The following is a 9,795-nucleotide window of genomic DNA, read 5'->3' as shown; positions in this document are numbered from 1 at the left end:
AACCCATCGGCTATATCCCGCCAGCCGAGGCCGAGGCAAACTACTACCGGCAACTCGCCAGTCAGGCCGCCACGGCGGAAGCCTGACTTAAACCAAACAGCCTCCACGGAACTCGGGGCGGTTCAGTACCGACGAAGCGAAATTCTCGGGTGCCTTGGGTGTAACGGTTCGACGGGCATCGGCTTTTCGCCCAGTAGAACTCTGCAACTTAGACTGCCACCCTCTACGCTAGGTTGGAGGTCGGCGTCGAAAACGGTCTCCTCACCGCGAGTACCGGTCGCCATTGTTTGGCCTGGAAGGTGCCGCTTCTAAAGACTTGAAGCGGCACCAAACCCTGACGTGCTTACACTCGACTACAAAGCGGACACCGAGGAACGCTGCTTGAACGGGTGATCCGTGACATGACTCATCGTCAGAGTTGCACCATTCCAAGCAGTGTCTTCATGACCTTCCGATGCTCCGGAAACGGGGCTGAAACGAGACATCGCTTCGATCAGCTGCTGCGCCTCACGACTTACGCTTACGCCCTCTCCAAAGTGCGCGACGCTATCTATGCTGCGAACGTGCGATTCACGACGGATGGAACCCTGCTCGCTCGGCCAATCCCATAGTGTCGCGTGGAGACGTCCGCGCTTGTCCAAAAGGACATCGGAAGACGTACCGTAGGTTACGGAATTGGCCGCATCGGCCGTTCCGAACGCCATGGCCTGAGCATCTGGTGCCAGACTCATGGCAGACATCGACGACGGCGAGAAGCTGGCTGCCGTGAAACCTGCAGGTAGCGGTGTGAGCAAGCTTCCGAATTGCGAGGCGGGAATGGCGTAGCCGTCGCTGGGCTGCACATAGCTGATGGCAAGATCGCCACCCAGGAAGTGGTTCTGCACACACACCTGCTGGGCTTCGTCACCGTCCACCAGGACGATCAGGTCGTCCCCGCTGCTATGGAAGCTCAATCGCGTGCGGTTGACGCCATTGAAGAACAGCCAATCGGTGCCGCCGCCGGTGTTGTCGATCACGTCGCTGCCGGAACCGGCCTGCCAAACGTACTTGTCGTTGCCGGCACCACCAAGGAGCAGGTCGTTGCCGTCCTCACCCACCAGGGTGTCGACACCGGCACCGCCGATCAGGATGTCGTTACCCGAGCCGCTGAAGGAGCCGTTGCCACCGGACAGGTAATCGTCACCGTCAGCGCCGACGAACTTGTCGTCACCGCCGAAACCGAAGATGGTGTCGTTACCGCCCAGCCCGTGAATGAGGTCGCGCCCGTTCGTGCCGAGCAATTGCTCCCCCGCGGCAGTGCCATCGACGGTGGTGGTGTAGACACTGTCATTGCCGGGTTCCCCCGGCGTACCGGGATCGCCGCTGCCGCCGCCCACCAGGGCATTGATCGCGGCAGTATCGAGCATCGAACCGCTGGCCGGCTGCACGTAGTCGATTGCGTAGTCGCCACCCAGGAAATGGTTGGTGATACGCACCGTGCTGCTGGCGTTGTCGTCCACCGTGATCAGCAGATCATCGCCATCGCGGCTGAAGCCCAACTGCGACGCGGAAATGCCGTCGTTGAAGAACACGCCGTCGAAGCCGCCATCGGTGTTGTCGATGGTGTCCTGCCCGCCGCCATAGACGTAGCTGTCGTCACCCGCACCCCCGAGGAGCATGTTGGTGCCATCCTCACCGCTCAAGGTATCGCTGCCAACCCCACCCTCCAGGCGATCCGCCCCCGAGCCGCTGCCGCTGCCACCACCGCCGGCAAGGTAATCGTCGCCGTCGCCGCCCTGCAGCGTATCGTCGCCGGCTAGGCCAAACAGCTGGTCGTCACCGGCCAGTCCCTTGATCAGGTCCTTGCCGGCACTGCCTACCAGTTGCTCCGCGACGGCCGTGCCCTCGATAACCTGATCGTACTGGCCGCCGGTGCCGCCACCGGCCACGATCTGGTTGATCTGCGCCGTCGTCAGCATGAAGCCGCCATCGGGCTGCACATAGTCGATCGCCGCGTCGCCACCCAGGAAGTGGTTCGTCACGCGCACCGATGGTGTCGTGGCAGCATCCACGAAGATCAACAAGTCGTCGCCGTCACGATCGAAGGACAGGCGATCGCGGTCCACGCCGTTGGTGAAGAAGACTCCATCGTTGCCGCCGCCGGTGTTGTCGACCACATCACTGCCGCTGGTCGCGTCGAAGACGTACTTGTCGTCGCCGGTGCCGCCGATCAGCAGGTCGTCGCCACCGCCGGCGACCATGGTGTCGCTGCCGCCCATGCCGCTCAGGACATTGTCGTCGTCGTTGCCTGCCAGATAGTTGTCCAGCGCATTACCAGTGCCGTCGATGGCACCGGCACCGTCCATCAGGAACAGATTCTCGACGTTGGCGGAAAGCGTGTACGAAGCCGTCGTCTGCACCTGGTCGGTGCCTGCATTCGCATCCTCAGTCACGACATCATCCGAGTCGTCGGTGATGTAGACGTCATTGCCCGCGCCACCTTCCAGCTGGTCGATCCCGGCACCGCCGTCGAGGTAGTCGTTGCCGGCATCACCCTTCAGGTCATCGCTGCCGTTGCCGCCAAACAGCGCATCGTCACCGGCCAGACCTTGCAGCAGATCATCACCGTCCCAGCCGCCAAGCGTGTTGTCGCCGGTGTTGCCGGTGATCGTATTGTCCAGCTCGTTGCCGTTGCCCGTCGTGACACCACTGGCTAGAATCAGGTTCTCGACATTGTCCTTGAGCACAAGATTGGTCTCGTAGCGGCGCTCGACCGTATCCAGCCCCTCATCGACGTTTTCGTAGACCCAATCGGCACCCGACTCCTCGATGAAGTAGTCGTTGCCCAACCCACCATGCAGCGAATCGGCTCCCAAGCCGCCTTCAAGGCGATTGTTACCCTCGTTGCCGACCAGCACGTTGTCCTGATCGTTTCCGGTACCGCTGAGATTGGCCGTACCCAACAGGGTGAGGTTTTCCAGCGTGCCGCCAAGCACGTAATCGATACTCGATTCGACCGTATCCGTGCCTTCGTCGGCGTTCTCGACAATCATGTCGCCGGCATCATCGACCACGTAGGTGTCGTTGCCGAGACCGCCAGTCATGCTGTCGGCGCCGCTGCCGCCGTCGAGACGGTTGTCCTGCGAGTTGCCGATCAGTTCGTTGTCGCCGGCATTGCCGGTGCCGTCCGACGCCCAGCCACCTTCCGCCAGAACCAGTTTCTCGATGTTGTCGGACAGGGCGTAGTTGCTGATGGCGAACACCACGTCGTGCCCTTCCCCGGCCAGCTCGACGATTACGTCGTCCGGGGCGTCCACGAAGTAGGTGTCGTCGCCGGTGCCGCCGCTCATCAAGTCATTGCCGTAGCCGCCGTCGAGCTGGTCATTGCCCGCTCCGCCGATCAGGGTGTCGCTACCGCCGAAGCCGAACAGCGTGTCCTCGCCATCGAGGCCCGAGAGCTTGTTGTCGCCGTTGTTGCCGACCAGCGCGTTGTCGAGCTCGTTGCCGGTGCCGTCGATGGCGGCACTTCCGGTGAGCTCCAGGCGCTCCACGTCAGGCGAAAGTATGTGTGAGACGCTGCTCCTGACGATGTCGTAGCCGCCGTTCGCCTGCTCGGTCACCACGTCGCCCACGTCTTCCACGACATAGATGTCGTCACCCGCACCGCCGGCGAGCTGATCCTGCCCCCTGCCGCCATCGAGCAGATCGTTGCCGTCGCCACCGCTCAACAGGTCGTTGCCGTCTTGGCCTTGCAGGACGTCGTTGCCTGTACCGCCGTCCAGATTGTCCGCGCCAGTGCCGCCGCGCAGCGCATCGTTACCAGCCAGCCCCTCGATCGTGTTGTCCAGCGTATTGCCGAAGATGACGTCGTCCAGCGTGGTACCGGTCATGGACGCGGCATCCAGCGCAGCCATGTCCAGAACCCGCACCTGGCCGTCGCCCATGTCGAGGCGAAGCCCATGCCTGGCAAGCTCGGTGACTGGATCGAAGAAATCGGTAAGCAAGATCCGGTCGTCAGGAAAGTTGAGGAAGTAAACACCGAGCGCGGTCTGCTCGCGCCGGAAATAGACCTCGCCCAAAGGCAGCCCGGACAAATAGACAGTGCTCAGGCCCTGCGTATCGTTGATGATGTCGTGGCCGTCGCCCGCGGCGAAGTGATAGAAATCGTCGCCTTCGCCGCCTTCGAGCAGGTCGTCGCCGAGGCGGCCGGCCAAGTGGTCAGTGCCGGCCCCACCACGCAGGGTATCGTTGTCTGCGCCACCGTCCAGCGTGTCGTCGCCATCCTCGCCGTTTAATACGTCGTTGCCGGCCTCACCGGTGGCTTGATCGTTGCCCGCGCCACCATAGACGACGTCGTCGCCGCTCTGGCCCTGTAGTATGTCGTTGCCGCCATGGCCGTAGAGCGTGTCGTTGCCCTCGCCGCCCGCGAGGCTGTCGGCGGTTTCATAGCCGTGCAGGGTGTCGGTGCCGGTGGTCGCAGTCAGAACGAGCAGCTTGATCGTATCCACGTTCCACGCCGTTCCGTCGGCGAAGCGGATCTGATCCAACTGGTACCCGCCGGCCACATCGCCGATGAAGTAATGGCTGACCGTGACCTGATCCTCGCTCCCCGCGAACGTCAGCACCAGATGGTCGCCGCTGCGGCGTGCGGTGACCTGTGACGGGTCGATGCCCGCGCCGAACACTAGGGCATCGACACGACCGGCGCTGGCATCGTAATTGTCGATGGTGTCTTGGCCGTCGCCCGCGTTGAACATGTAAAGATCCGAACCGGCGCCACCTTGCAGCGTGTCGTTGCCGAGCCCTCCTTCGATTGTGTCGTCGCCGGCACCGCCATTTAGCCAGTCGCCGCCGGTTCCGCCTTGCAACGTGTCGCGCCCGGCGCCGCCGTCGAGATCGTCGTTGCCATCGCCACCGACCAGCGAGTCATCGCCGCTCGCACCCTGCAATGAATCGTTGCCGGCGCCGCCATCCAACCGATCGTCACCCTCGCCGCCGCGCAGACTGTCGGCGCCCAGGGCTCCGGCGAGCACGTCATTACCTGCCCCGCCGTCGAGGGTGTCGTTGCCATCGCCGCCGTCCAGCGTGTCGTTGCCGCCGTTGCCGAACAGGCGGTCGTTGCCGGCCAGACCGATCAGCACATCGCCGGAGGCATAACCGTTGATCACGTCATCGCCGGCGGTCGCTTGCAACACCTGGGCCTTGATGTCGGCGATATCCCAGACGGTTCCATCGTGGAAAGCAATCTCGTCGACCGCCGTTCCGTCCGCGGCTTCCGTGCTGAAGTAATTGGTCGTGCGGACGCTGTCGCTGGCGGAAATCTGCAACAGCAGGTCGTTCCCGATGCGCTTGGCTGTGGCCGTCGCCGGATCGATGCCCTCGCCGAACACCAGACGGTCTACCTTGCCGCCGGCCGCCTCGGCGGCATTGCTGATCACGTCGTTGCCGTGCCCAGCGTCGAACAGATAGGTATCGTTGCCGCGCCCGCCAACGAGCGAGTCGTTGCCGACGCCGCCGCTCAGTGTATCGGCGCCATCATCGCCCATCAGCTCGTCGTCGCCCGCGCCACCGGACAACTGGTCGTTGCCGGCCAGGCCGTGGATGTCGTCGTTGCCGGCCAGCGCATCGATGGTATCGCCCGCCGCAGTGCCGAACACTAGGTCGTTGCCCGAGGTGATCGAGGTGGCGGTGAGGATCGCCAGAATCTGTTGTTGGCTGAAGCTGGTTCCATCGGCGAAGCGGATCAGCTCGATGGCACTGAAATCCACCGTGCCATCGAAGTCGAAAAAGTTGTCGATGCGCAATGAACCGCCGTCGCTGCCGTCCGCGTTCTTAACGTGGATCCAGACCGTGGTCGCATTGCGTGTAAACGTCAGATCGGCTTGGGTGATGCCTTCTCCCAGTACAACTTGGTCGAGCCCGCCACGATCAAGAATAGTGTCGTTACCGTGCCCGCGCGAGAAGTGGTAGCTGTCGCCGGTGACGGAGCCGTACAGACGGTCGTCGCCGGCCAATCCGAAAAAGATGCTGCCCGCGTCAGTGCCATACAACGTATCGTTCTCAGCGGTGCCGATCCGACTGCTGAAATCCAAGAATGGCGCAAGCTCTGCGCTAGACGCGGCGATCGCCTGGAACGCAGCGTCGCGCTTGGCGCGGTAGCCGGAGGAATACATGCCCAGATCGGTCAGCACCGATAGGATGCCGGCAATCCGGTCCACTTGTCCGCTCGCGTACAGTGCGCTCAGCTTCCCCTGCAGGGAGTCCCAATCGACCGATGTTCCAAGCGAGTCGGAACCAAATGCGGATCGAATGATGTCCAGATCGTCCGCGTAGTCGGTTTGTGCCGCCAGTTGTGCGGCGGTGAACCGCTTGAACTCCAGATACTCGGCAATAAGCAATGGAGCTGCCTTGCCGTGCGGGTTCGGGTCGTGCTCACCCCAGCACCACACGCCCATATAATCGTGGCCGACGAGGTTTTCCAGCGTCACCAGCTGGCGTGCGTCCATGACGTGGCCGTAGACCTGCTTCGGATCGCGACTGTACGGATCAACGTCGTCTGCGCCTGCCCACCGGTAGATCAGATCGTCGAGCAGTTGATTCTTGATAGTGAAGTCTGTGGTGCCGATGTACTGTTCCAGCAAGGTCTTCAACCGAGGATCCAGAGCCATGGCTTGGCGCAGATCCTGTACCTTGCCGAAACCCTTTGCGTTCGGTAGGAATAGAACATCGGCCGTCAGTTCGATGTCTCCGCTGTTCACGCGTTCGCCGGCATCAATCTTGAACCAGACGTCCGCGGCGGTGGAAGCGCTGCCGTTGCTCAGTACCACCGTTGCCACCTGACGATGCTCGTGGCCATTCGTATCGACGTGCGTGGAATCGGCATAACTGGTGCTGATCGAAGCAACGCCGGCCTCGGCCAGTGTCTGCAGCTCGCCTGCGTCGCTGATGCCATTGCTATTGAGGTCGCGCCACACCCGCAGCGAAGCGTAGGAAGCATCCTGCGCGTCGACCACACCGTCGCCGTTGTCGTCGAACTCGGCCAGGGCCTGAAAGCCGTTCTCGGCCTGTTCGCCGCTGGTCAGCACGCTATGGCTACCGAACAGTTCGGTACCGTTGCTGATGCGCTGGTCGCCGTTGCGGTCGTAGACCAACAGGCCATCGTCGGAGCTGACCCAGCCCGACGCTTCACTCAGGCCATCGGCATCGTGGTCGAAATGGGTCGCGCCCAGCGCCAGCGTTTCCACGCCGTCGCCGTCCAGGTCGATGACGATGGGCGAAGTGCGCGTGGAAGCCTCATCGGTGCTGGGGCCCTCGTCGTCGTCATCGTCGTCGTCCCGCAGGACAATCTGTAGGCTGCTCTTGTCCTTGTCGTAGTTCTCGATCGTCAGGCCACCATTGATGACCAGCGTCGTCCCGTTGAGCACATAGACGTCGCCGCCGCCGTAGTAGACGTTCTCGGGATCGCCCTCGTTATGGGTGCCGCCCGCCAGTTGCTTGTTGCCACGGTAGACGGCGCCTTTGCCGTCCGAATCATCGATCGTGTCCAGGTTGTCGATCTTGTAGACGTCGAACCCGTCACCACCCTTCAGCGTGTCGGCGTTACCACCGGCATCCAGATAGTCCTTGCCGGCGGAGCCGTAGAGTGTGTCGTCGCCCCATCCTCCATATAGGCGGTTCTCGCTGGTGTCAGTGTCGTCGGCGCTAGAGCCCGCATAGAGCGTGTCGCCACCGTCATCGCCGTAGATTTCGTCCTTTCCAGCACCACCGCGGATGATGTCCGCGCCGTCCAGCCCAAAAATGAAATCGCCGCCGCCGCCTGCGGATATCTGGTCTGAACTTTCGCCGCCGATGACCACGTCGCTCTTGTCGTCGCTTTCCACAGCCATTTGCAGGCCTGCCCCGCCCGACTGGAGCGTGACGCGCTGGACCTGACCAAAGTCGGGTAAATGAGTTTCCTCATGCGCTAGCCAATCCTTGAGGTTGGCCAGGAGCATGTCCTGACCCTTCCGGTCCGATCCGCCCGCGATCTTCGACAAATCCAGCGTAATCCCTCCCTGGACCGCGTCCACGAATCCCACGGAGGTGGATGGAGCCTGGAAGTAGTAGTACTCGGCCAGCGTCGCGAGCACGCCCCGGTTGATGTCTTTCTCGAAAGCGGTTCCATTGGTGCCAATCTTCTGCAAGTCTGCGCCCACCACGTCCAGGATGCCGCTTCCACCCGTGCCGTCCGCTAGTCGCCTGTTGTGCAATGACGCCATGAAGTCGCGTTTATCCGATCGCGTGTCCGCAGCGTACAGATCGGTGTCGCTGAAAACGGAGAACGCACGGTTTTGCTCGATCAACCCCGTGTTGAACGCCTGCGAGCGCATGACTGAACTCAGCAGATCCATCGAATGCAGGGAAATCGCCATGGAGCCTGGAACCGCCTCCAGAATCGACGGCGTACCGACTGCATACTCGTACGCGCCGCCTTGGATTGCGGTGTCGTTGAAACGCAGGTATCCGAGGACCTCGCCATCCATGGCGTAGCTAACGACGTTTGGCTCTCTTTGCAAGAACAGCCCGCCTAAGCTGGAGGTGTATGCGTCGAAGGCGGCATTGTTGTATCCGCTGGTGAGCAGGTATGTCTGGAGCGCACCGAGCAGGATATCGTTTCTGGCGCTGAGTTCGAAGGGCGCAGGATCGAAAACTGTTGCCTGCAGATCCAGGAAAACTGCCATCACCGCTGCCAGCCCGCCGCCGAGCGAATGGCCAGTCAGGCTGAAGGTGGCCCCGGGATGCTGGGCCATGACACCAAGCACAAAATCCAGCGCCTCGGTGACTTGGAAAGCGCCCAGGCCGAGACCGGCGGGAACATTGGAAGCCCAATCCATGGTCTCATTGGTGCCTGCGAACGAAATGACAATCTCATTTCCTCTCTGGTAGGCGCCCGCCGAAAAGCCCCACATGTCGTCCTCCTGACGGGAAATCTGCGACCATCCGTCAGTGAGTGGCGTCCGGTTTGCGTCTGATCGTGCGTATACATGCGTAGCCAACTGTGCGTATTCGAGGTTGCTTGCCATGATTAATCTCCTAAGTCCGCTTTATTTGAGATCACAGTAATTTCGTTCCTCACGCCCCCACTTGCGCAGAATCCGCTGATACTTCCATCCAGCCGATCGCTGGCGAAACTCCTTGTCCGCGATCGTCACCAAGTCCGGCTCGCCATCCGTACGAGGCCCCGTCAACAGATTCGTTTCCCGGCCGACGAACCTTTCTTCCAGCGGCACGCGCTTCCACGGAGAACCGCGGGTCGACTGGTACTCGATGTAGGGCGGTATCGGCCTTCCAAGCGCGTACCAGGTCTCGCAGTAGTAGAACGTCGCCACCATCGACCACGACTTGCTGGAAATGTCGTAGTCGAGAAGCACCGGCACATAGGCGTCGCGCCATTCGGGCGGCGGCTCAATGCCGTCCGGTTCCTTGGTGATCGAAACCGACATTTTCACTGGATGTCTCCAGCCTCCGGTTCCACCGAGCTCCGAGTACGTCCTGCCTTGTGCGGTGCGTTCGGCCATGACCATCTGCCCGTCTAAAAGCCGAACCTCTTCGGACCATTGAAGGTTTGCTTTATCGCAGCCAGCTAACACGATTGTGCTCGCGACAACCAATCCACATACCAGCCGGGAGGTGGTCCGGTAAATTGGCATCCTGATTAGCGTCGAACCTCAGTGAAGAAAATTACTCGCCAAGCGCAGCATCGGCTCCGGGCAAGGCTTGCAGAGCACCATCGCGCGCGTCAGCCGCGGCAGCAGGTCGTGCAGTCGAAACCGGCGG

The 9,795-nt window shown here is 61.9% G+C and carries 2 protein-coding genes; both read right to left on the bottom strand.

The features are described 5' to 3' along the window. Positions 1–353: 353 nt before the first annotated feature. The gene (locus ACFPPB_RS19860) at positions 354–9,041 is read right to left on the bottom strand and encodes a calcium-binding protein (protein ID WP_377330323.1); all 8,688 of its coding nucleotides are present in this window, start codon (positions 9,039–9,041) and stop codon (positions 354–356) included. A 21-nt stretch (positions 9,042–9,062) separates the two neighbouring features. Next, a complete protein-coding gene (locus ACFPPB_RS19855) occupies positions 9,063–9,536 on the bottom strand; it encodes a hypothetical protein (protein ID WP_377330322.1) in 474 nt (157 codons plus the stop codon). Between the last annotated feature and the right edge of the window lie 259 nt (positions 9,537–9,795).

It is taken from the genome of Rhodanobacter terrae, assembly GCF_042657005.1.
Lineage (GTDB): Bacteria > Pseudomonadota > Gammaproteobacteria > Xanthomonadales > Rhodanobacteraceae > Rhodanobacter > Rhodanobacter terrae.
This window is presented reverse-complemented; position numbering and strand designations above follow the sequence as displayed.